The organism is Arthrobacter sp. T572 (assembly GCF_056780115.1).
The window spans coordinates 3,960,600-3,982,599 of the sequence record NZ_JBRAZQ010000002.1 but is presented as its reverse complement, the minus strand read 5'-3'; the positions used below and the strand labels follow the sequence as shown (position 1 = coordinate 3,982,599).

21 protein-coding genes and 1 riboswitch are annotated in these 22,000 nt (G+C 66.5%); of the genes, 13 read left to right on the top strand and 8 right to left on the bottom strand.

Annotated elements, in window-relative coordinates; genetic code table 11:
• Positions 1 to 44 precede the first annotated feature (44 nt).
• Entirely contained in the window at positions 45 to 1,370 is a 1,326-nt protein-coding gene (locus tag ACUYMZ_RS19590) for a hypothetical protein (RefSeq protein WP_481605445.1), read from the bottom strand.
• Positions 1,371 to 1,639: 269 nt separating this feature from the next.
• On the opposite strand from ACUYMZ_RS19590, the gene ACUYMZ_RS19585 reads away from it, so the two are divergent.
• The 3 genes from ACUYMZ_RS19585 to ACUYMZ_RS19575 all read left to right on the top strand — a co-directional run bounded on the left by ACUYMZ_RS19585 (position 1,640) and on the right by ACUYMZ_RS19575 (position 3,831).
• Positions 1,640 to 2,344, top strand: coding sequence for a hypothetical protein (locus ACUYMZ_RS19585; RefSeq protein ID WP_481605443.1), 705 nt, complete (start codon positions 1,640 to 1,642; stop codon positions 2,342 to 2,344).
• A gap of 144 nt (positions 2,345 to 2,488) precedes the next feature.
• Positions 2,489 to 3,031, top strand: coding sequence for an RNA polymerase sigma factor (locus ACUYMZ_RS19580; RefSeq protein ID WP_481605441.1), 543 nt, complete (start codon positions 2,489 to 2,491; stop codon positions 3,029 to 3,031).
• The gene (locus ACUYMZ_RS19575; RefSeq protein ID WP_442423080.1) at positions 3,028 to 3,831 is read left to right on the top strand and encodes a hypothetical protein; all 804 of its coding nucleotides are present in this window, start codon (positions 3,028 to 3,030) and stop codon (positions 3,829 to 3,831) included. The genes ACUYMZ_RS19580 and ACUYMZ_RS19575 overlap by 4 nt, the downstream gene beginning before the upstream one ends.
• A 124-nt stretch (positions 3,832 to 3,955) precedes the next feature.
• Here the strand turns inward: ACUYMZ_RS19575 and ald are convergent, their stop codons facing one another.
• Positions 3,956 to 5,074, bottom strand: coding sequence for an alanine dehydrogenase (ald, locus tag ACUYMZ_RS19570; protein ID WP_426004659.1), 1,119 nt, complete (start codon positions 5,072 to 5,074; stop codon positions 3,956 to 3,958).
• A gap of 208 nt (positions 5,075 to 5,282) precedes the next feature.
• Between ald and ACUYMZ_RS19565 the strand changes: the two genes are divergently transcribed.
• Both ACUYMZ_RS19565 and ACUYMZ_RS19560 read left to right on the top strand, forming a co-directional pair.
• Positions 5,283 to 6,503, top strand: a complete 1,221-nt coding sequence (locus ACUYMZ_RS19565) for a PucR family transcriptional regulator (RefSeq protein ID WP_481605439.1) — start codon at positions 5,283 to 5,285, stop codon at positions 6,501 to 6,503.
• Between the two features lie 65 nt (positions 6,504 to 6,568).
• Positions 6,569 to 7,489 carry an AEC family transporter gene (locus ACUYMZ_RS19560; protein WP_481605437.1) on the top strand — a complete coding sequence of 307 codons (921 nt, stop codon included), beginning with the start codon at positions 6,569 to 6,571 and terminating at the stop codon, positions 7,487 to 7,489.
• Positions 7,490 to 7,676: 187 nt separating this feature from the next.
• Here ACUYMZ_RS19560 and ACUYMZ_RS19555 read toward each other — a convergent pair whose 3' ends face one another.
• Positions 7,677 to 9,032: a DNA polymerase III subunit gamma/tau domain-containing protein gene (locus ACUYMZ_RS19555; RefSeq protein ID WP_481605435.1), complete on the bottom strand. Its 1,356-nt coding sequence runs from the start codon at positions 9,030 to 9,032 to the stop codon at positions 7,677 to 7,679.
• Positions 9,033 to 9,046: 14 nt separating this feature from the next.
• A riboswitch (cyclic di-AMP (ydaO/yuaA leader) is annotated at positions 9,047 to 9,196 on the bottom strand.
• Between the two features lie 229 nt (positions 9,197 to 9,425).
• Here ACUYMZ_RS19555 and ACUYMZ_RS19550 point away from each other — a divergent pair.
• On the top strand, positions 9,426 to 10,493 hold the full coding sequence (locus tag ACUYMZ_RS19550) for an ATP-dependent DNA ligase (RefSeq protein ID WP_481605433.1): 1,068 nt from the start codon (positions 9,426 to 9,428) through the stop codon (positions 10,491 to 10,493).
• A gap of 2 nt (positions 10,494 to 10,495) precedes the next feature.
• Here the strand turns inward: ACUYMZ_RS19550 and ACUYMZ_RS19545 are convergent, their stop codons facing one another.
• The 5 genes from ACUYMZ_RS19545 to ACUYMZ_RS19525 all read right to left on the bottom strand — a co-directional run bounded on the left by ACUYMZ_RS19545 (position 10,496) and on the right by ACUYMZ_RS19525 (position 13,151).
• Positions 10,496 to 10,738, bottom strand: coding sequence for a DUF6480 family protein (locus ACUYMZ_RS19545; protein ID WP_426004641.1), 243 nt, complete (start codon positions 10,736 to 10,738; stop codon positions 10,496 to 10,498).
• Positions 10,739 to 10,851: 113 nt separating this feature from the next.
• A complete protein-coding gene (locus ACUYMZ_RS19540) occupies positions 10,852 to 11,652 on the bottom strand; it encodes an alpha/beta fold hydrolase (protein ID WP_442424133.1) in 801 nt (266 codons plus the stop codon).
• Between the two features lie 61 nt (positions 11,653 to 11,713).
• Positions 11,714 to 12,352 (bottom strand): maleylpyruvate isomerase family mycothiol-dependent enzyme, encoded by a 639-nt coding sequence (locus ACUYMZ_RS19535; RefSeq protein WP_481605432.1) that lies wholly within the window; start codon positions 12,350 to 12,352, stop codon positions 11,714 to 11,716.
• Positions 12,353 to 12,387: 35 nt separating this feature from the next.
• Positions 12,388 to 12,651 (bottom strand): hypothetical protein, encoded by a 264-nt coding sequence (locus ACUYMZ_RS19530; RefSeq protein WP_442424128.1) that lies wholly within the window; start codon positions 12,649 to 12,651, stop codon positions 12,388 to 12,390.
• Positions 12,652 to 12,728: 77 nt separating this feature from the next.
• Positions 12,729 to 13,151 (bottom strand): helix-turn-helix domain-containing protein, encoded by a 423-nt coding sequence (locus ACUYMZ_RS19525; RefSeq protein WP_481605431.1) that lies wholly within the window; start codon positions 13,149 to 13,151, stop codon positions 12,729 to 12,731.
• 197 nt (positions 13,152 to 13,348) lie between these two features.
• On the opposite strand from ACUYMZ_RS19525, the gene ACUYMZ_RS19520 reads away from it, so the two are divergent.
• From ACUYMZ_RS19520 to ACUYMZ_RS19490, 7 genes are all read left to right on the top strand, one after another.
• Positions 13,349 to 14,422 (top strand): LacI family DNA-binding transcriptional regulator, encoded by a 1,074-nt coding sequence (locus ACUYMZ_RS19520; RefSeq protein WP_481605430.1) that lies wholly within the window; start codon positions 13,349 to 13,351, stop codon positions 14,420 to 14,422.
• An 80-nt stretch (positions 14,423 to 14,502) separates the two neighbouring features.
• Positions 14,503 to 16,173 (top strand): ABC transporter substrate-binding protein, encoded by a 1,671-nt coding sequence (locus ACUYMZ_RS19515; RefSeq protein ID WP_481605428.1) that lies wholly within the window; start codon positions 14,503 to 14,505, stop codon positions 16,171 to 16,173.
• A gap of 103 nt (positions 16,174 to 16,276) precedes the next feature.
• On the top strand, positions 16,277 to 17,254 hold the full coding sequence (locus ACUYMZ_RS19510) for an ABC transporter permease (RefSeq protein WP_481605426.1): 978 nt from the start codon (positions 16,277 to 16,279) through the stop codon (positions 17,252 to 17,254).
• An 11-nt stretch (positions 17,255 to 17,265) separates the two neighbouring features.
• On the top strand, positions 17,266 to 18,222 hold the full coding sequence (locus ACUYMZ_RS19505) for an ABC transporter permease (protein ID WP_481605424.1): 957 nt from the start codon (positions 17,266 to 17,268) through the stop codon (positions 18,220 to 18,222).
• Complete coding sequence (locus tag ACUYMZ_RS19500) at positions 18,219 to 19,181, top strand: ABC transporter ATP-binding protein (protein ID WP_481605422.1); 963 nt, start codon at positions 18,219 to 18,221, stop codon at positions 19,179 to 19,181. The genes ACUYMZ_RS19505 and ACUYMZ_RS19500 overlap by 4 nt, the downstream gene beginning before the upstream one ends.
• The gene (locus tag ACUYMZ_RS19495; RefSeq protein ID WP_481605420.1) at positions 19,178 to 20,308 is read left to right on the top strand and encodes an ATP-binding cassette domain-containing protein; all 1,131 of its coding nucleotides are present in this window, start codon (positions 19,178 to 19,180) and stop codon (positions 20,306 to 20,308) included. Before ACUYMZ_RS19500 ends, ACUYMZ_RS19495 begins: the two co-directional genes overlap by 4 nt.
• Positions 20,305 to 21,957, top strand: coding sequence for a glycoside hydrolase family 32 protein (locus tag ACUYMZ_RS19490; RefSeq protein WP_481605418.1), 1,653 nt, complete (start codon positions 20,305 to 20,307; stop codon positions 21,955 to 21,957). Before ACUYMZ_RS19495 ends, ACUYMZ_RS19490 begins: the two co-directional genes overlap by 4 nt.
• Positions 21,958 to 22,000 lie beyond the last annotated feature (43 nt).

The following is a 22,000-nucleotide window of genomic DNA, read 5'->3' as shown; positions in this document are numbered from 1 at the left end:
GGGGCCCTTTCGGCAGATTTTCGTGGAATGTGTGGCCGGTATGTCTACTTGGTGATGAAGTCCGCGAAGCCGCTCACGGATTCCATGAATCCCGAGGGGCTGATGGTGATTTCGGCGCCGGCGCCCAGGCCGATTTCAGCCGTGATCTTGGCCCCGACTCCGAGGGTGAAACCGTCCTCGTCCAAGGATGCAGTGAAGTTGTAGCCCTCACCCGCGCCGACAGCCGCAGTGGCTGACGTGGCGAGGCGCTGGCCCAGGACTTCAACATACTGGGATTGCGTCAGCTCGGCTCCGGCCCCCGCACTGGATGCTCCGCCCGTGACCTTGTCCGACTTGTCCACGCTCAGTTCGCCTTGTCCGGCACTGGCCCACGCGCCGCCGCGGAGCTCGGTGCCCTGGCCGGTGGTGAACAGGCCGCCGGCGAACTCGGTCTCTTGGGTGAGCGTGACCTTCTGGCCCGCGAAGGCCTCGCCGCCGGGGGAGAACAGGAAGCCGCTGCCCACGGCGTGTGCTTCTGCCTCGGCGCCGGTCATGAAACGGGCGGTGCTGGTGCTGTTGACCCAGCCATCGAAGAAGTCGCTCTTGGCTGTGGTGATGTTCTCGACGCCGACAAAGGCTTCGCCAGTGGCCTGAAACTCCGGCAAACCAAATCCGAAGGGGACGCTGGCATCTAGTCCGCCGTCGGCCCGTGCACCAATGAAGGTCTCGTTGGTGATGGACGAGCTGACCGGACCGTTTTCGCTGGTTGCGGTGAAGACTGCCCGACCCCCGGCTGACACCTCGCCCGTCGCCTCAACGTCTATGCCATGCGGACCCACGGAGCCGTTGACCTGCCCGGTGCCTCCCACGCCCACCGAGCCGTGACCCTCCACCGTGACCGGCCCGTAGGTCCTGGGGCCGATGGTGAATCCGGGGAGCCCGCCGGAGCCGGACCCGCCCGCGCCGGACCCGCCCGCGCCGGAGCCGCCCGCGCCGGAGCCGCCGGAGCCGGACCCGCCGGAGCCGGACCCGCCGGAACCGGACCCGCCCGCGCCGGAACCGGACCCGCCCGCGCCGGAACCGGACCCGCCCGCGCCGGAGCCGCCAGGACCCGCAGATCCCACCGATGCCTGCTCCTGCTGGTCAGCATTGAGCCGCAGAGTACGGGCATTCGTCTTCAGACACAGCGCGGCAGCCGCGAGGCGCGCGTGGAGGTCGCTGCGCCAGAGGCTGCGGAAGCGCTCGGCGTCGTTGCCCTTCCAATAGTGTCCGTTGTCGATCAGCGAGCCCAGTTGGCGCTGGAGCGTGGTGATCTTCTCCGCCTCGGAGTCCATCAGCTTGGACAACCGCCGCAGATCCGCGACGTCGGCGCCGACCAATCCCTGCCCCATGACGCATTCCCCTGCGCTAGTCGTGTCATGCCTGGCCGCAAGATGCTGCCTGGCTAAAAGTATGACCTGAGCTTAGCCGTCGGCGCGGCACAGCGGCGATGGGCAGAACTTCCCTTGTGGATGCAGGCGCGGAAAAAGTTTCAGCCCATGCGTAACCTCTGCACGGAAAGAAACGATGTAAGGGGAGTACGGGCCACGTCCGCACACTGATCATCCGGCAGCTGCACCATGGTTGCCGGGGCAATCCCCAATGTTTGACGGAGGAATCCATGTCCTTGTTCACTGTCCTTGCCACCAGCAAAGTCGCCGCGGGCGTCCTGGCCGCCGGAGCTGTTGCGGCCGGCGGAACCGGCGTAGCCGCCTTCAACGGCGCCCTCCCCGCTGGACTTCAGCAGGCAGCCCACGATGCCGTTGGCGCCCCGGCTCCCGTGGCAGAGCAGGCAAACACTACAGCAGCCGAAGCCGTGGCGGCGGGCGGGGACAAGGCCGCTGACGCCGTCGAAACCGCCCAGGCAAAAGCAGCCGACGCTGCCTCAGCGGGCCAGGCCAAGGCCGCAGACGCCGTCGGGACCGCCGCTGACGCCGTTGAAGACGCCACGTCCCCCGAGGCGTTCGGCCTGTGCACCGCGCTGCTGGGCGGCGGGCTCGCCGCGGACGCCAAAGTGCCCGGTTACGAGTCCCTGGTGATCGAAGCCGGCGGCGACGCCAACGTTGAAGCCCACTGCGCCGCCGTGGTCGAAGCCGGCAAGGCAGCCGGCCTGAAGGCCGACGGTGCAGCAGGAGCAAAGGTCGACGGCGGTGCCTCCGTCGCGGCGACGGTACCTGCTGTTCCGGCCACCCCGGCTGTCCCCGGTGCCCCTGACGCGCCGGCCGTGCCCGCGACACCCGCTGTTCCGGCTGCTCCGGAACTGCCCACGCAGGTTCCCACCGACATTCCTTCGGCTCCCGGCGCGCCGCTGGATTCTGTCCGCTAAACCGCCAGCGGCTACGGTTAACAGCGGGGCTCCCCGAAATCGATCTGATGTCGATCACCGGGAGCCCCGCTACGTAACGGACGGCAGCGCAGTGGTTTACCCGCCCGGGACGTCGCTGCGCTGCGTGGATGGAGGCATCCGCGGGTGCTTGGGCCTTTAACTGACGAATATCTGCAGACGGACAATGATGATCCCGCTCTGCTCTTCACGGCTGCCTACAACAACTTCGCCGGGCAGGTGTGCGGGTACCTGCGTGCCCGCGGTGTGGACGATCCCGAGGCCATCACCCAGGACGTCTTCCTTGCCTTCCACCCCAAGCTCCAGGGCCTGCACGGAGGGCTCCAGGGAGCCCGCACCCTGCTGTTCACCATCGCCCATGCGCGCATGGTGGACCATTACCGCAGGAAGGAGCGGACGCCGGAGGCAGCCCCCTACCAGCCCGAGCTGGATGGTCGGCGGGAGCCATCGGCTGAAGAGCAGGCGGTAGGAGCCCTGGGCGTGACCGGGCTCCTGGAAGAATTGGCCACCGAGCATCGTGAGGTCCTCGCTTTGCGGGTGGTGGCAGACCTTTCCGTGGAAGAAACAGCGGCCATCATGGGCAGGTCCCAAGGTGCCGTGAAGCAGTTGCAACGCAGGGCGCTGGGTGCACTGAGGAAGCGTGTACTGAAAAGGAACGGCACATCATGAGCGAACAGACCAAGGCACGCGCAGTCGAACAGCTACTGGCCGACGCCGGAATCGATGCTGCCCGTGACGGCTCCGGTGTCCGCGACGAACTGCTCCGCCTGCGCTCGCTGGCTGACACGGCGCCGTTGCCGTCGGAGGCCGTGCGCGCCTTGATGGCAGGGCAGGCGGGCGAGGCCGCCACTGCGTTGGTGCCTGTCGTTGAGGAAAACCCGACGGCGGTCCTTCCGTCCGTTGGCGGGTCCACCGCCCAACCTCCGCGCCACGACGAACTCGCGGCCCGCCGTCGTAAGCGCCGGGCAGCCATTGCCGGATTGGCCCTGGCAGCCACGCTGGCAGGTGGTGCCTCGGCGGCGGCCGCGCAGGAAGGCGGGATCCCGGGGACGTTCCAGCATCTCGGCGCGGCCATCGGCTCCGTGGTGTCGCAGCTTGCCCCGGGACCGGCCAAGGCTCCGCAGCCGGAGCGGCCGGCCGGGCCCGCTGAAGAACTCCCCACAAACGGCGCCCACCCGGCACCGACCGCCCCCAATCCAACGGACAGTGCCGGCGGAGCCACAGGAACCGGGCCTTCGACGGGCACGGACCACGGCAACTCCGCCAAGCACCAAGGCGGCGGAGTGTCCCAGGCACCCAAGGCCCCGGGGAACGCGGGCAATGTGCCCACTCCCGAACCCGGGATCACGCCGCCGTCCATCGGAACACCGGATCTTCCACCGAGCCTGGGTCCGTCCACCCTGCCGGTTCCTGTGCCCACGCAGGTGATCCCGGAGGTTCCCAAGGCCCCAGGCAACCCCGCGAAGTGACACTTAATGCCAATGTTTGCCCCAAACATTGGCATTAAGTGCCATCTCGTTGGGCAAGAGACAAACGACGGCGGGGTGCGGTCTCCGTGGAAGCCGCACCCCGCCGTCGTGCTCGCCAGGAAGCCTAGGCAGTGACCAGGCTGTGCCAGTCCTCAACCAGGGGCAGGTTGTGCGCCTCGGAGACGGAGTGGTGTGCCACCTGGCCGCCGGCGATGTTGAGGCCGGCTGCCAGTGCCGGATCGCGGTCGAAGGCGGCCTTGACGCCGAGGTTGGCCAGGGCGACGGCGTAGCGCAGGGTGACGTTGGTCAGGGCGTACGTGGAGGTGTTCGGAACAGCGCCGGGCATGTTGGCAACGCAGTAGAAGATCGAGTTGTGGACCTTGTACGTCGGTTCCTGGTGGGTGGTGGGGTGCGTGTCCTCGAAGCAGCCGCCCTGGTCCACGGCGATGTCCACCAGCACCGAGCCCGGCTTCATCCGGGACACGAGTTCGTTGGTGACCAGCTTCGGGGCCTTGGCGCCCGGGATCAGGACGGAACCGATCACGAGATCTGCGTCGACAACTGACTTCTCGATCTCGTAGGCGTTGGAGGCGACGGTCTTCAGGCGGCCCTGGTAAAGGGCATCGAGTTCGCGCAGCCGGTTGATGTTGATGTCCATGATGGTGACATCAGCACCGAGGCCCAGCGCCATGGCAGCGGCGTTGGTTCCCGCAACGCCGGCTCCGAGGACAACAACTTTGGCCGGGCGCACGCCCGGAACGCCGCCCAGCAGGATGCCCTTGCCGCCGGCGGGTGCCATGAGGGAGGATGCGCCGACCACCACGGAGAGCCGGCCCGCGACCTCGGACATGGGGGCGAGCAGCGGGAGGGCGCGGCCTTCCTGCACGGTTTCGTAGGCGATGGCCGTGACGCCGGAGTTGATGAGCTCGGTAGTGAGCTCGGGCTCGGCGGCCAGGTGCAGGTAGGTGAAGAGGATGAGGCCCTTGCGGAAGCGGTGGTATTCGGCCTTGATGGGTTCCTTGACCTTCATGACCATGTCGGCACGGGCCCAGACGTCGTCGGCTTCGTTGACGATTTCGGCGCCGGCGATCGAGTATTCCTCGTCGGTGATGCCCGAGCCGAGGCCGGCACCGCGTTCAACGAGGACAGTGTGTCCGTGGGTGCGGAACTCGTGCACGCCGGCGGCCGTGATGGCTACGCGGAACTCGTTGTTCTTGATTTCCTTGGGGACACCGATGATCATCTGGGGCTCCATCGTTTGCGGCTTTTTTCGGCCGGATTTTGCTGCGGGCTGTAGTTCCAGAATAGATCCGGCTGTGAGGCAGGCGACACGACTACCTCAGCGCTTGAGGGGGAAGAACCGCGGAAAATCAGGGTTTTTGGAATATCTAGCTCGACATTTGTCGAGCCTTGGAACGTCAGGTGTCGCCTGATGTTGGTACGCTGTCCCCGTGCAGCAGGACGTCGAACAGATTGTTGAGAGGGTCGCTTCGAAACTCGGGCGGGGCCTGTCCTTGGAAGACCTCGACGGTGTCCTCCTGGCCTACAGCTCCAACCAGTCCCATGCGGACCGCGTGCGCGTGAATTTCCTCCTGAGCAAGAAGGTCCCCGGCGACGTCAGCGCGTGGCAGCTTTCGCATGGAATTTCGACGGCGGTCCGTCCCGTTGTGGTGCCCGCCAACGATGATCTGGGCATGCTTGGCCGGGTCTGCGTGCCGTTGCTGGTGCGCGGTTTCCGGGTGGGATACCTCTGGGTGCAACAGGACCTTGAGGAGCAGACCGCGACGGCGATCCTCGCCCAGTTGCCCGGCGTGCGGGACGAACTGGATCTGTTGGCAGGGGTGTTGCTGGATTCCAATACTGCCGAGTCGGAGTTCCGGAGGCGGCGGGAGCAGGAATTCCTGGCTGCCTGCGGAGGCGAGTCGAATGCTGTGTCGGCTGTTGCCGGGTGGAAGGAAATCCAAGGCCGCGGACCATGGCAGGTGGTGACGGTGCTGGACGCCGGTGGTGCGGGATCCGCCGTCGATCCCATTGCCGCGACGCTGACGCACCGTTCCGCCGCATTGCAGTCCACCATTGGGGTGGACGCTGCCCTGTTCAGTGCCGGAACGGAAACCCATGCGGTGATGCTGTTCCGGGCTTCCGGCGGCCGGGCGGAGCATGCCCAGGTGCTGGTGCACTACCAGCTGGAACTGGCCAAGCGGGCCGGGCGGACCGTCGACCGCGTGATCCTGGGCATCAGCGAGCCCTTCCCGGTGATCCGCCAGTTGGCAGCGGCCTACCGGGAATCCAGGGTTGCTGCCCAGGCGGCTGCGGTGGACCCGCCGCTGGGAGAGTTGGTGGACGGACGCGCCGTGGGGATTTACCAGTTGTTCGACCGTCTGCAGGCCCCCGGCGGTTGGGACGACACGGGATCGGTCCACTTCAGGGCGCTGGAAGGCCACGACCGCAACGGCGAGCTGCTGCCGGTGCTGGAGTTGCTGTACGACAACGACGGATCGGTCCAGGATGTTGCCCGGAAGCTCCACCTGCACCGCAGCAGTATCTACAACCGGCTCGGCCGGATCCGCCAGCTCATCGGAGCTGATCCGCTGAGCGGCGCGATCCGGCTCGAACTGCATGCGGCGCTGAAGGCCCGTCGTTGGGCGGGGAGGCCCAGGATCCAGGGCTAAATGGACAGCCGCCACCTTCACCCCTATGCTGAGAAAACGTTTTCTCTGGCAATGGAAGGGGTGTGGTGGGCGGAGTCGTCTCGGGCATCCTGATTATCTCGGTGGTCATTGCGGTGGGATACGCCGCTGCGCGTTTCAAACTGTTGGCCCCTGAAGTCCAGGGAGCGCTGACCCGTACAGCGTTCTACATCACCAACCCTGCCCTGCTGTTCACTGTGGTGGCCGGAAGTGATATCCGGGCTGCCTTGGGCGTGGATGCGCCGCTCGCCCTCCTGTCCGCCGTCGCCGTGGGGCTCCTTTACTGCCTGGTGAGCTTCCTCTTCTTCCGGAGGCCCGTTGCCGAGACCGCCGTAGGGGCGATGGCCAGCAGCTATGCCAATGCCAACAACATCGGCATCCCTGTATCCCTCTACGCCGTGGGGACAGCGCAGCACGTTGCTCCCGTTCTGCTGGTGCAACTGCTGGTGCTGGCCCCGTTCTACGTGACGGTTTTGGGCTTGGCCGGCGGAGAGAAGATCCACTGGAAGCGCGTGGTCCTCCAGCCACTTGGCAACCCGATGATCATTGCCTCCGCGCTGGGCGTAGTGGTGGCGCTGACCGGCTGGCACGCGCCGGAGTTGGTCCGGAAGCCCATCGACATGCTCGCGGGCGCCGCCGTGCCCATGGTCCTGCTCGCGTTCGGCATGTCGCTCGCCGGCAAGGCGCCGCTGCAGAAGGGAGACGGCCGCGTCGAAACGGTGGTGGCCACACTCCTGAAGGTTGCGGGCATGCCTGTCATTGTTTGGGCGCTCGGCGTCGTCGTTTTCGGGCTGGAGGGCCGGCACCTGTTGGCTGTGGTCATCATGGCTGCCCTCCCCACAGCCCAGAACGTCTTCCTGTTCGCTTCGCCGTACGGGCGGGGCACTGTGGTGGCCCGGGACGTCATTCTTTGCACCACGGTCCTCTGCATCGGCGCTCTTCTGGTGGTCGCCTGGCTGTTGGGGTGACCAGGGAAGACAGGAGGCTGGCACCCGGTGTGGGTGCCAGCCTCCTGTTTTTCGTCCAGCTATTTCGATCGCCGCAGCCGCTGGCAGCTCCAGCGGCCCATCCGCCGCCGGAACGTTGCCGTACGGCTGCTGCTGCAGTAACGGCCGTGCCAGCCGACGTGCGTGGTGGTCCGGGGCATGCGGGTGCTCACTTAAGCGCCTCCTTGGCGAGGTCCAGCAGCCCGTCCACGTTCAGCGACGGGTCATTGGTGGCCGGGGCGCTGCCCGCTTTTGGGTCGTTGCTGGGCCTCGGCTTCTGGGTCTGGGTCGGTGTTGGCGTCTGCGTGGGAGTAGGCGTGACGGTGGGTGCCGGCGTCTGTGTGGGGGTGGGGGTCGGCGCAGTGACCGCATCCGACGGCGGCGCGGGCTGGCCCGGAGCCGGAGTGGTCACTCCTGGCACCGGCACCACGGCCGACGGGGTTGTGGACGGTACCCATTTCGGCGCCGCCAGTGATACCGACGGAACGGGAACGGACGACGGCGACACTGCGGCAGGTGCCTCCGGTGCCGACTGCGTGGGGTCGGCCGGCGGCTGATCCGCGCCGGTTGCCGTCTGGGATGCTGCCGACGCCGTGGAGTACGACGGGCTCGGCGCGGGGGAAGCGGTGCCGGTATGGCGTCCATTGCCGTTGCCGGATGCAGTACCGCCGGCCTCCTGTGCGGGTGCTTCCTGACCGATCAGCGGCAGCTCCCAGGCCTGGCTCACCGTGCCGACCGTCAGAACAAGTCCCAAGGCACCGGCAACCACCGCCATGCGCTGGCCCATGGTTTTCACGGAGGCGGCCTTGGTCAGGGCGTTGTGGGGCTCCCGGGTGAATGGTGACGCGCCCAGGGATCCAAAAGCGGACGCGCCGGGCGAGTGGGTGCTTTCGCTTCGAGCTTGTGCGTGGCCTGCCGCTTCGGCGCGGGCAGCTCTGCGGCTGGACAGGCCGGCCGCGGCCGTAGCTGCTGCGGCTGTTTTTACCTGGCCTGCTGTTTTTGCCGTGCCTGCCGCCTTGGGCTGGGCGGGGACAGGTTCGACGCCGGGCTCGGCGCCGGGTGCGGCAATGACCGGGAGCGCCGCGGTAGCGGGTTCGGGGACAGGTTCCGGCTCGGCGGGTGCCGAAATGACCGGGATCGCCGCGGTAGCGGGTTCGGGAGCAGGTTCCGGCTCCGCGGGCTTGATGACTGGAATCGCCGACGTTGGCGGTCCGGGCGTGGTGGATTCGGCGCGGGTGGGCGCAGGGACGCCAGGGATGGCGGCAGTCCGGGGCTCTGCTCCAGCAGTGGGACCGCTGGCGGGGGCGCCGGCAGTTTCCGCAGCCAGAACCGCCTGTGCTGCGCGCTCGCGCTCGGCCGCGCGGGCCGCTGCGCGCGTCATGGGCGCCTGGGTAGGAGTGGCCGCGGTGGCGGGTGCCGCCGTCGTGGTTTCTTCACCGGTGACCTGTCCGCTGGGTTGGGCCCGACGGCGTCCGGTTGGCTTGGTGCGCTCGGCGGCCCCTGGGGCACGGCGCGGCTGATCCATGGTTGGGGACATGGTGTTTGCCTCTCAACGCCTGCGAGGTTAGCTGTCGGGTTCGGACGAGGCCGTCCGGCCGCGCGTGGCGGCTTCACCCCAAGGGCCTGCGGAGAACAGGCCCGGGAACTCTGGGTCCCCCGTCTCTGCCGCGGATCTGGCGGATTCCGGGATGCGGCAGAGCTCGGCGTCAGCCCGGAAGCGGCCCAGCGGAGATTCGGGTCGCCCTTCGAAGGTACAGGAGCACGGAAGTAAAGTCACATTAATGTAACGGACGGAACGCCTAAGGGTGGTCCGGGTCCGCGGCGCCTACCCTTCGGGGTCCGCCCGGGAGGGCCCTGTTTATGCACATAGGGGATTGCGCCCTAGCTTTGGGCAGGTGCGGGCCGGTAGACATGAGCTATGGATCTTCCCGTGATGCCGCCCATTTCGCCCATGCTCGCCAAATCCGTCCCGAACATCCCGGATGTCGGGCACTATGAACCCAAATGGGACGGGTTCCGGACCATCGTGTTCAAGGACGGGGATGACATCATCCTGGGCAGCCGCAACGAGAAACCCATGACCCGCTACTTCCCTGAACTCGTGGAGGCGCTAAAGAAAAACCTGCCGGAGAAGTGCGTGGTGGATGGCGAGATCATTCTCATCTCCGGCAACCGGCTGGACTTTGAGGGCCTACAGCAGCGCATCCACCCAGCCGACAGCCGGGTCCGGATGCTCGCAGAGAAAACGCCGTCCTCCTTCGTGGGGTTCGACCTCCTTGCCCTCGGTGACGAAGACTTCACCGGCAAACCGTTCAGGGAGCGCCGCTCGGCGTTGGAAGACGCGCTTGCCGCGGCCGAACCGCCGGTCTATGTGACGCCTGCGGTCACCGACTTGGAGCGGGCTCAGGAATGGTTCGTGCAGCTTGAGGGAGCAGGGCTCGACGGCGTGTTGTCCAAGCCGCTCGACGGCATCTACCAGCCGAACAAGCGGGTGATGTTCAAGACCAAGCATGAACGGACAGCGGACTGCGTGGTGGCCGGGTTCCGGTGGCACAAAACGGCGGACGTTGTCGGGTCCATGCTGTTGGGCCTCCATGACGATTCCGGCAAGCTCCATCATGTGGGAGTGGTGGCGTCCTTCCCCATGGCAAAACGGAAGGCGCTCGTGGAGGAGTTGGAGCCTTACAAAGTGGACATCGGCGACCACCCGTGGGGCGAGTGGGCCAGCCAGGAAGCGGGTGCCGCGGTCAATTCGAGGATGCCGGGCGCCCAAAGCCGGTGGAGTGCGGGCAAAGACTTCTCGTTCGTACCGCTGCGGCCCGAGCTCGTGATCGAAGTGGCCTACGACTACATGGAGGGCGACCGGTTCCGGCACACCACCCAGTTCCGCAGGTGGCGGCCGGACCGGACGCCTGCCAGCTGTACGTACTCACAGCTGGAAGGGCCCGCAGATTATGACCTCGGGGAGATCCTGCGGTTGTCTTAGCGCTACTCCTCGTGCCCCTGGTCCATGCTCATGCTGTCCTCGGCCGGTGGGGTTTCTCCGGGAGGAACTCCGCCGCCCGGCTCAAGGCCGGTCACGTTACCGTTCTCCGGGTCAGGGTTGGCTGAGGCTGCGGGATCGCTGTCTTCGTCCTGGCGCAGGTCCGGGTCTTCGTGGATGCTGTCGGGTTCGGCTGCTCCACTTGCGCCGAAGGTCTGAGGGTCGTCTTCCGGGTCATAGCTGGTCATCGTCAAGCCTTCCTAAGCAACCTTATGATCATGCTTGCACCGCCAGCCTAGCCGGGTGGTCCGGCAGGCAACAAGGGGCGCCGCTGCCGCCTGCCGTCGTCGTACTCCCGATCCTAGGTGTGCGGAGATGTTGCCGACACGAAGCTGCGGATGGCGTCCGCAACCGCCTTCGGGCGCATGTGCTGGGCCACGTGTCCCACCCCCGGAATCTCCACCAGCCGCCCGTGCGGGACCGCCCGCGAGAGGCGCAGCGACCATTCAGGTCCGGCCACGTGGTCGCGGCTTCCGCGAAGAACCAGCACCGGCACATTGACGTGCGACAGGCGCTGTTCAGTGGGGTAGTCCATCATGACCGGCAGTTCGGTGAGGTACCAGCGCGGACCGCAGCGGAGGTAGTCGGACACCACGATCCAGTTGGACGTCGGGCTTTCCCTGAGGAGGCCGTCCAGGAAGAGCGCCAGCGATTGGCGTCGCAGGTTCTTATGCCGGGAATCGACCACGGGCCCCATGAGGACCAGGTGGCGGATGCGGTCGGGCTCGTACAGGGCGGCCTCGATGGCAAACTGCACGCCCATCGAGTGCCCCACCAGGACGTAGGACTCGATTCCGCTGGATTTGAGGGCCTCGGCGATGTACCGCCCATAGTCCTCCACGGAGAGTTGGTGGTCGGGCTTGGGGGTGCCGGCGAATCCGGGCAGGTCCAGCGAGTACGTGGTGGCACCCTCGGCCAGGACCGCGTGGAGCCGGGCGAGGTAGCGGTGGGAGACTCCAATGCCGTGGATCAAAATGTACGCAGGCCCGGCTGGCCGCGGCGCTCCAGGTGCCATGGCAGGGGGCGGTTGGGTTCCCTCCGTCCAGAGGATACGGCCGGTCAGCCCGGAAACTTCGACGTCGGCAGACAGCAATGTTGTCAGCTTCCCCTTGCGCCCGGCCTGGCTTGCCAATCGATCATCCTCGCTGTCTGTGGTGGTGTGTTCAGGACCGTTGCAGGAACACTGCGGCTCCGGGTCCGCTGAGTTCATTGTCCGCTACCGGCCGTCCTGAGACGGCCAGAAGCAGGGAGATGGCAGGCCCCTGCACTTCAGGACCGTGCCCGTGCCTGAAGTCGGTATCCGTGGCCACCAGCGTCCATCCGGTGGCGAACTCCTTGCCGCCTCCCATTGCGGTGGTCGTCCGCGCCTGGTATCCGAGGGCGGTGGCTACCGGCGCAGGCGGGTAGCTGCGGGACAAACCCAGCGGACGACGGATGTCCTCGCCGTGGACGAATGCTTCCACCAGCCGCGTTTGCGGCGCTGCCGGCGGTCCGGACGTCCGGCTGGCTGCAGCGCCAAAGGCCCGCAGCGTGCCCTGCGGGTCCTGGGCGCGTTCGCGGGCAACACCATTGGCATTGTCCCGATCGAAGTCGAAGCGCGCGGCCATCATGCGGCCGATGAAGCCCCAGCGGGTGGTCTTCGCCGTATCCACGAGGTGGGCCACGACATCGTGGACATCCCAGCCTGGACACAATGATGGTGTCCTCCAGAGGTGGTCGGGCAGCGACTGGAGGTCGTCAATAAGGGCGCGGCGTTCCTGGTGCACTGTGGGCCAGATGCTGGAGCGGGGACTCAACGCCATACAGCCATTGAACCCCATCCTGTGACGCGGGGTGGTTACTCCCGTGCCGCGTCGTCCGATTCCGCGGCATCGTTGGCGTTGTGCGGCCGTGTTCCCGGCGCCTGCGGTGCGTTTGCAGCGTCAGCAGCGTCCCGGCGTCGGGCGATCTTTGATTCGGTCCACATGGCCACCGCGACGAAGACCACGCACGCGAACATGAAGGTGGCCACGAAGTTCAATCCCAAGGCCGATCCCAGGGGTGCGGCAAGGGCCATGGCGGCCAAGCCGGCCACTATATGCCACCCTTTGAAATTGCCCACCAAACAAGCGTAACCCCGGCCTTTATGGGTGCTGGCCCGTTGGCTGGGATCGTTGCTTGATCCTTATCACTCCGACGTCATCCCGACGCCTGTTGCGTGCCGTCCGGCGGGGCCTTGGAACCGGCCTCTTCCTGCTTCCGTTTCTGGGTTTCCAGCCAGGTCATGATCGCGGCCTGGCGGATGCGGCGGTGCGTGCCGCGATATTCCACGGGGATCTCGCCCCGATCGGTCATATTGCGCAGGTAGGTGTGCGAGATTCCCGCCAGCTCCGCTGCCTGGGACGTCGTGAGCATTTCTTCCACGCTGCCCACGGTGACCGCTTCGCCCCGGCTGAGGCGTGCGAGAAGATCCACGACGGCGTCCCTCGCCTGGTCGGGGAGGCGATGGACCGTGCCGTCCACAAACACAGTGATGTCGTTGCTGTCCTGCAGGGAGCGCGCGAGTTTCCGGGCGTCCTCGGCCGGGAGCCCGGGCGTGACGCGGGGAGCTATCAATGCCATGGCAGAAGCCTAGCGCGCCACTTTGCCCGCCATGACGCCGTTCCGCTGCAAGCACTGGCCGTGCGCAGTGCAGGGTATCCGGCCGCGCCATGAAAACGTGTCAGGAGGACCCGTTGACAGTCAGGAGGTAACGCGCGTAACCTAAATCACACGTTCGAAGTAACGCGCGTTACCTAATCAGGATCCCGGAGCATTCAATGGCGAAAAGCACCACACCCAAGCAAGCTGCAGCCGTGCGGCAAAGGGGCGTCACCATGAATGACGTCGCCAAGCACGCAGGCGTCTCCAGGACCGCAGTCTCGTTCGTGCTGAGCAACCGCGAAAATGCCAGCATCTCCGAGGAAACGCGCACCCGCATCAACCAGGCCGTGCAGGATCTGGGCTACCGCCCCAATGCCGGAGCCCGGGCGCTGGCATCCCAACGCAGCGACTGGTACGGGATCGTCACCGAGATCGTCACGGCACCGTTCGCCGTGGACATCATCAAGGGAGCCCAGGACCAGGCGTGGCTTGACCGGCGGTTCCTGCTGATCGCGCCCTCCGACCAGGCCGACGCAGCAGGACCCAACCAGGGCATGGAAGATGCAGCCATCGAAAAGCTGCTGGAACAACGAGTGGAAGGACTTCTTTACGCGGCCACGTATCATCGTGGCGTTCACGTCCCGCAGAGCGCCAGCGAGGTACCCACCGTACTGATCAACTGCTTCGACGCCGACGGAAAGCTGCCCTCGATCGTCCCGGACGAACGCGCCGGGGGACGGGTCGCCGTCGAGCGTTTGCTCCAAGCCGGCCACCGCAGGATCGGCGTTATCAACCTGGACCCGGACATCCCCGCAGCAGTGGGCCGGCTGGAGGGTGCCCGCGAAGCACTCGCCAACGCCGGGCTGGAGCTGGACCCTGACCTGGTGGTTTCCGGGAACGCGACCGCGGACGGCGGCTATGAGGCAGCCGGCCGCATCCTGGACCACTATCCGGTGGGTGCAGGCAGGCCGACCGCCCTGTTCTGCCTCAACGACCGCATGGCGATGGGCGCCTACGACGCCATCAAGGAACGGGGCCTGACCATCCCCGGAGATATCGCCGTGATCGGCTTCGACAACCAGGAACTGATCGCGGCCTACCTCAGGCCAAAACTGACCACGGTTGCGTTGCCGTTCGAACAAATGGGCGCCCTGGGAGTCAGGACGCTCGCCGCTCTCACAGCAGGACAGCCGATCACTGCCGACCAGCAATTGGTCGACTGTCCGCTGCTAGAACGCTCCTCGGTCTGACCGCGAAATCACTTCCGAAGAGCAAACCCCTCACCCATTCCTTCACCTCGGACGATGAAGACAGGAAAGAGATACCCATCATGACACAACCCCGATTCCTCAGGGCTGCCCGGATCACGGCGGCCAGCCTGGCGGTGGGCGCCATGCTGCTGACCGGCTGCGCCGCCACGGGCGGAAACAAGAACAACGACGCCGGAGCGAACGCGAGCGCGCTCCTCACCATTCCGCGCGAGGACATGGGCACGTTCGTCCAGAACTTCAACCCGTTCGCTCCCACGGTGAACCCGATGGTCCAGCAGTCCATCTACGAATCCCTGCTGATCTTCAACCCGGCCAAGGGCGACACAGTGCCGTGGCTGGCAACGGAGTGGAAGGCGGCCGAGGACGGCAAGTCCATCACCTTCACCCTGCGCGATGGCGTGAAGTGGTCGGACGGCCAGCCGCTGACAGGCGATGACGTGGCCTACACCTTTGAACTCCAGAAGAAGCTCAAGGGCGGTTTCGAATACCTGGACACCGTGACGGCAGAAGGCAACAAGGTCACTTTCGCCTTCAACAAGCCGTGGTCTCCGGCCTTGTACGACGTCGGCCAGCTCACCATCCTGCCCAAGCACATCTGGTCAGCCCTGGCGGACCCGGAAAAGGACCCGAACGCCAAGCCTGTGGGCACCGGACCCTACACGGAGGTGGACAGCTTCCAGGCCCAGTCCTTCGTTCTGAAGAAGAACCCCAACTACTGGCAGCCGGAAAAGCAAAAGATCGCCGGCATCAAGATGCTCGCCTTCGCGGGCAACGACGGCGCCAACCTCGCCGCTGCGAACGGCGACGTGGACTGGGCCCCGCAGTACATCCCGAACATCGAAAAGACGTTCGTTTCCAAGGACAAGGAACACCGCCAGTACTGGTTCCCTCCCACGGGCGCCATGATCAACTGGCAGCTCAACACCACCAAGGCGCCGTTCAACGACGTTGATGTCCGCAAGGCGCTCAGCATGGCCGTGGACCGCGACCAGGTGACCAAGATTGGCATGAGCGGTTACGCCAAGCCGGCAGACTGCACGGGCCTCTCCGGTAACTACGAGACCTGGAAAAACAGCACGGTCAAGGACAACTGCACCTGGACCAACCACGATGTCCAGAAAGCCAACGAACTCCTGGACAAGGCCGGCTACTCGAAGGGCGCGGACGGCAAGCGCACGCTGAAGGACGGCACGCCGTTCGAGTTCAAGATCTCCGTGGGCGCTTCCTCCTCAGACTGGCTGTCCGTGGCCAACGTGATCGCCCAGAACCTCGCTGAAATCGGTGTGACCGCCAAGGTCGATTCCCCGGACTGGGCTGCCGTGGTGGCCGGGTACGAGACCGGCGACTTCGATTCCGGCATTGTGTGGTCCGCCAACGATCCCAGCCCGTACAAGTACTTCAACACCTCCATGGGTTCGGCGACCGTGAAGCCGGTGGGCACCAAGACCTTCGACAACTACCACCGCTTCGGCGACCCCAAGGCTGATGCCCTGCTGGCCGAGTTCGCTGCAGAGTCCGATGAGTCCAAGCAGAAGGACATCGCCAACAAGCTCCAGGAAGAGTACAACGACGTCGCACCCCTGGTGCCGCTCTTCTCCGGCCCCGAGTGGGGCGCGTTCAACGACACCCGCTTCACCGGCTGGCCCACCCAGGACAACCCGTACGCCACCCTGTCCGTCCGGGCTCCCACCACGGTGCTCGTCCTGACCACGCTGGAACCGCGCAAGTAGCGTAGCCGGCTATCCACCGCACGCCCGGCGGCCTCGTCGCCGAAGGACAGCCCGCCGGGCGTGCCCCCAAACGTCTCCGCAATTCCCGAATTGGAGGGAAACCGTGCGCTTCATCCTGCGCCGACTGGGTTTCTACCTGATCGCCTTCTGGGCATCCATCACCTTGAATTTCCTGCTCCCGCGCTTCATGCCCGGCGACCCCGTGTCCCGCATGTTTGCCCGCTCCCAGGACAGAATGCAGCCCGAACAGATCGAGGCCCTGCGCAAACTGCTGGGCGTTGACGACCGCCCCATCTGGGAGCAGTACGTCGACTACCTGCACAACGTCTTCACCGGCCAGATGGGCGTCTCCATTTCCCGGTTCCCCACCCCGGTGACGGAGGTCATCTCCTCCCAGATCGGCTGGACCCTCCTGCTGGGCGGGACCGCGCTGGTGATTGCCGCCGTCGTGGGCAACCTGCTGGGGATCGTGGCAGCCTGGCGGCGCGGCGGGGCGATCGACTCCGCACTCCCGCCGGTGCTGGTGTTCATCGGTTCCTTTCCGTACTTCTGGCTGGCCATGGGGGCGCTGTACCTGTTCGGCGTGGTGCTGGGCTGGTTCCCGATCCGCCACGCGTTCTCCGACGGTTTGGAGCCCGGGTTTACGTGGGAGTTCATCGGCGACGTCGGTGCGCACCTGGTGCTGCCCGCGTTGACGATCGTGCTGGTCTCGATCGGCGGCTGGATGTTGGGGATGCGCAACACCATGATCGCCACGAACTCCGAGGACTACATCCTGATGGCCGAGGCCAAGGGGCTTCGCCCGGGACGCATCATGCTCCGCTACGCCGCCCGCAACGCCATGCTGCCGTCGGTGACGAGCTTTGGGATGGGCCTGGGGTTTGTGGTGGGAGGTGCGCTCCTCACCGAGGTGGTGTTCGCCTACCCCGGCGTCGGCTACCAGCTCCTCAACGCCGTGCAGGGCCTGGACTATCCGCTCATGCAAGGGCTGTTCCTGACCATCACCGCGGCCGTGCTGCTGGCCAACTTCCTGGTGGACATCCTCTACGTCCGCCTCGACCCCCGCGTGCGCAGCAACTAGGAGGAAACATCATGGCAACCGCAATCCTGCAGCAGCCCACCAAGGCCGCTGCCAAACCCAAAAGCAACCGCAGTTTCCTCCGCGGGCTGCTCGGCAACAAGAAGGCCTTGTCCGGCATGGCCGTGATGGTCGTGTTCATTGTGCTGGCCCTCCTTGCCCCCGTCCTGTTCCCGGGCGATCCTTCCCGGATCACCGCGATGGCTTCCATGGAGCCCGACGCCGAACACCTGCTGGGCACCACCGCCAAAGGACAGGACGTGCTGGCCCTGACCATCCACGGAGCCCGCAGCTCCCTGCTGGTGGGACTGACGGTCGGCTTCGCCTCCACCTTCATCGGGATACTCGTAGGGCTGGCCTCGGCGTACTTCGGCAAGTTCATCGACGATGCCCTGTCGCTGGTAACCAACGTCTTCCTCCTGCTGCCCGGCCTGCCGCTGCTGGTCATCCTGGCAGCATTCCTCCCACCGGGGCTTGGCACCGTGATCCTGGTGCTGATCGTCACCGGGTGGGCCGGCTCCGCCCGGGTGCTGCGCTCGCAGGCCCTGTCCATCCGCTCCAAGGACTTCGTGGCAGCCGCCGTGGTCTCCGGGGAACGGGCAGGCCGCATCATGTTCCGCGAAATCCTGCCGAACATGGCCTCGATCGTCATGGGCACGCTCCTGGCCTGCGTCATCTACGGAATCGGCGCCCAGGCGGGCCTGGAGTTCCTGGGCCTGGGCGATGTCAGCACGGTCTCCTGGGGCAACAACCTGTTCTGGGCCGGCAACGAGGGCGCACTGCTCACAGGAAGCTGGTGGGTCTTCGTGCCATCCGGGGTGTGCATCGCGCTCGTCGCTTTCGCCCTGGCCCTCATCAACTACGCCGTGGACGAGATCACCAACCCCCGTCTCCGCAAGATCCGGAAGCCAACCGCCGTGGCCACGACCCGCGGAGCCCACGCCACCGCAGAAAGGAGCGCGGCACTGTGACTGTTTCACAGGTTTCCTTCGGCTCCCACGAGCCCGTCCTCGAGGTCAGGAACCTCACTGTCCAGTACGTCGGCGACACCCGCTCCACCACCGCCGTGGACCGCGTCTCCTTCAGTATCGGCACGGGCGAGGTGTTCGGCCTGGCGGGTGAGTCCGGGTGTGGAAAGTCAACCATCGCCAACTCGATCATGCGCCTGCTCAAGGACCCGGCAAAGATCGCAGGCGGCAGCATCTCCTTCGGCGGGAAGGACGTCCTGGCCATGGGCCCGGAGGAACTGCGGAGGTTCCGGTGGCAGGACGTCGCCATGGTCTTCCAGTCCGCCATGAACTCCCTCAACCCGGTCCTGACCATCGGTGAACAGATCGTGGACATCTTCACCACCCATGCCGGCTACTCGCTCAAGGAGTCGCTGCGACGGGCCGGCGAACTGCTGGAACTGGTCCGGATCGACCGGTCCCGCCTCAAGTCCTACCCGCACCAGCTCTCCGGCGGCATGCGCCAACGGGCCGTGATCGCCATGGCCGTGGCCCTCAAGCCCTCCCTGCTGATTCTCGACGAACCCACCACCGCCCTGGATGTGGTGGTGCAGCAGGAGATCATGGCCCAAATCAAGGACCTGCAGCGCGAACTGGGCTTCTCCGTCCTCTTTATCACCCACGACATGTCCCTCATGGTGGAACTGTCCCACCGCATGGCCGTGATGTACGGCGGGCGCATCGTGGAAACCGCCAAAGCGCAGGACGTCTACAAGGACCCCCGCCACCCCTACACGCAGGCCCTCATGGGAGCGTTCCCGCCCCTCACCGGTCCCCGGCTTCCGTTGGCGGGATTGCCCGACGGCGTGAAGTTCCGGAACATCCCCGACCTCGCCGAAGCAGCACCCGGCCATTTCGTGGCCCCCTTCAATGCCGACGTCACCACTTCCGATCCGCTCTTCCTGGAAGGAGCTGTCCGATGAGCCACGCGGCCGTCCAGGCAAGCACATCCACGGCACCTGCCGGCCAGGCGCCAGCCCTTGAAGTCCGCGGACTGGGCAAGTCGTTCCCTGTCGGCGGCCTGTTCTCCCGCCAGTCCGTCCGTGCGCTCCACGGAGTGGACCTGTCAATCGGCCGCGGCGAGATCGTTGCCCTGGTGGGGGAGTCCGGTTCCGGCAAAAGCACCCTGGCCCGGTGTGTGGCACGGCTGGAGAAGCCGAGCGAAGGCGCCATCCTGGTGGACGGCGTGGATGTCCTCAAGCGCGACCGTTTCCAGGCCTCACGGGCGTTCCGATCCCAGCTGCAAATGGTGTTCCAGGACCCCTTCGGCTCCCTGAACCCGGCCCACAGGATCGAACATTTCCTGCGGCACTCGCTGGCCATCCACGGCAAGGGCGGTACCGGCAAGGGCGGTACCGGCACCGGAATCCAGGAGCGGCTGGAGGAGCTCATGACCACCGTGGGCCTGCAGGCGGACATGCTGAACTCCTACCCGCACGAGCTCTCCGGCGGGCAGCGGCAGCGCGTGGCCATTGCCCGCGCGCTGGCGGTGGAGCCCGCGGTGATCCTTGCCGATGAGCCCACCTCCATGCTGGATGTTTCCGTCCGGATCGGCGTGCTGAACCTGATGCGGAAGCTGCGGGACGAGCAAGGCATCTCCATGCTGTACATCACCCACGACCTCGCCTCCGCCCGATACCTGGCCGATCGCACGGCCGTGATGTTCGCCGGGGAACTGGTGGAGGAAGGGGAGTCCCTGAACCTGCTGGCCAACCCCGCCCATCCGTACACGCAGCTCCTGGTGTCAGCGGTTCCGGACCCGTCGCGCGCCGGGTCCTACGACCCCGTCCGCCGCGCCGAACTGCGGCAGGCCGTCATGGCCTCCACGCACTGCCCGTACAACGGCGACCCTGACCAGCCGTGCTCGGCCCACCAACCGGTCCGCCACCGGATCGGCGACCCTGCCTGCAGGCACTGGGTCCGCTGCCACCTCTACCGGCCCAGCTCCGGCGCGGGCGGGCACGCGCTCGCCAGTGAACCGGCAACCGGGCAGCCCGCTGGACCCGGCCACCCGGCGTCGAACCTTAACGAAAAGAAGGCTTCCGCATGACTGAACTGACCCACCCGCTCGCCACGGTTCCCCGCGACGAGCTGGTTGCCCGTGCCGAAGCCGACCCGTTGCGGCCGCGTTTCCATTTCGTTGCACCGGCCGGCTGGCTCAACGACCCCAACGGGGTCTGCCAGTGGGACGGCACCTACCACCTCTTCTACCAGTACAACCCCGAGGGCGCCTTCCACCACCGCATCCAGTGGGGCCACGCCACCAGCACCGACCTGGTCACCTGGACCGACCAGCCGGTGGCGCTGGAACCGTCGGCGGGTCCGGATGCGGACGGCTGCTGGTCCGGCGTGTTGGTGAACGACGGCGGCACGCCCACGATCGTCTACTCCGGCCGCCTCGGCGAGCGCGAACTGCCGTGCGTCGCCGTGGGGTCGCCCGATCTGGCCACGTGGACCAAGATTCCGCAGAACCCCGTCATCGCCGCCCCGCCCGCCGGCGTGGACATCACCGCCTACCGGGACCACTGCGTGTGGCGCGAGGGCGCCGTGTGGCGGCAGCTGGTGGGTTCGGGCATCCGCGGGCGGGGCGGGACGGCGTTCCTCTACGAGTCCGCGGACCTCCGGACCTGGGACTACGTGGGTCCGCTGGTGATCGGGGATGCCTCCCAGGGCGACCCTGCCGGCAACCACTGGACCGGCACCATGTGGGAATGCGTGGACCTGTTCCGTGCCGGGACTGGTTCCCTGGGGTCGGTGCCGGAGGATGGCTCACCCGATGTGCTGGTCTTCTCGGCATGGAACGACGGCGACACCCGCCACCCGCTGTACTGGACCGGCAGGTACACGGGGGACTCGTTCGAACCCGCTGCCCTGCACCGCCTGGACTACGGTGGCCGGTTCTTCTATGCGCCGCAGTCTTTCCTGGACGAATCCGGGCGCCGGATCATGTTCGGCTGGATGCAGGAAGGGCGGTCCGACGCAGCCATGGTGGAGGCCGGCTGGTCCGGTGTGATGAGCCTGCCGCGCGTGGTGTCGCTGGCGGACGACGGCACCCTCAAGTTTGCCCCGGTGCCTGGGATCACCGCGCTGCGCCAGGAGCAGGTGAGCCTGCCGGGCCGGGTGCTGGTGGGCGCCGGGACGCCCGTGGATACCGGAGTCCGCGGCAGGCAGCTTGACCTGGAACTTGAGGTGCAGCTGTCGCCGGGGGCGGTGTTCCGGTTGGCCGTGCTCACGTCCGATGACGGTGCCGAGACCACGGTGGTGGAGCTGTCACGGCCTGTGGATCCAACGCAGCCGGACGGCGTCCTGCGCCTGGACCGCACCCGGAGCAGCCTCGCCCCGGCTGCTGGGGCGGCGGCCCCGGCACTGGATGAGGTGGATGTGGAGGAGAAGTCCGGACCCGTTCCCCTGGCCGACGGGCACGTGCGCCTGCGCGTCCTGGTGGACCGGTCCGCCGTCGAGATCTTCGCCAACGGCAAGCCGCTCACGGCCCGGGTGTATCCCACGCTCGGCGGCGGGAACGTCACCGTGTCAGCGGCGGCCGGAACCGTGCGCCTGCTCAGCTTCGACGCCTGGACGATGGCCGATATCTGGACCGCTCCCACAGCCCAAGCCGCCCAACCCCAAGCCACCCAACCCCAAGCCACCCAACCCCAAGCCACCCAACCCCAAGGAGGTACCCGCACCCTCTTCCCGTAGCACCAACGCTCTATCACCTAATCGGCGTTTTCCCCGGACTCTC